Source organism: Roseateles sp. P5_E11 (assembly GCF_054049355.1).
The window spans coordinates 1-608 of record NZ_JBFUMO010001177.1; the positions used below are offsets into that span (position 1 = coordinate 1).

A 608-nucleotide genomic window follows, 5' to 3' on the forward strand; every position below is an offset into this window, starting at 1 on the left:
GCGCCGGCGCGATGTACGCCATCCTGGGGCTGGACGGCGAGGCTGTCCGCGCGGGCTGCGCCCAGGCCGCAGCCGAGACTGGCGAGGCGGTCGAGGCGGTCAACTTCAATGATCCCAAGCAGACGGTCATCGCCGGCAGCAAAGTGGGCGCCGACAAGGCCGCCGAGATCCTGAAGGCCGCCGGTGCCAAGCGTGCGCTGCCGCTATCGGTGTCCGCGCCGTTTCACTCCAGCCTGATGAAGCCGGCCGCCGAGCGGCTGAAGGAAAAGCTGGCGACCGTGCAGTTCCATGCCGCCGCCTTCCCGGTCATCAACAACATCGACGTCGCCATCACCGACAACGACGCGACACTGCGCGACGCCCTCTACCGCCAGGCCTTTGGCCCGGTGCGCTGGGTCGAGGTTGTGCAGGCGCTGAAGGCCCGCGGTGTCGGCCACATCATCGAGGCCGGCCCCGGCAAGGTGCTGACCGGCATGGCCAAGCGCATCGACGCCGAGCTGCAGGCCGCCTGCGTCTTCGACCCCGCTTCGCTGGCCGAAGCCCGTGCGCTGCTGGGAGGCGGCTGAAATGACTGAATCCGCACCCAAGGGCGTCGCCCTCGTCACCGG

1 protein-coding gene is annotated in these 608 nt (G+C 69.6%); it reads left to right on the forward strand.

The genetic code is table 11. From position 1 onward, the window contains the following. On the forward strand, positions 1-566 hold a 566-nt coding region (locus ACXJKR_RS34185; RefSeq protein ID WP_457326645.1), incomplete at its 5' end, for an ACP S-malonyltransferase. Between the last annotated feature and the right edge of the window lie 42 nt (positions 567-608).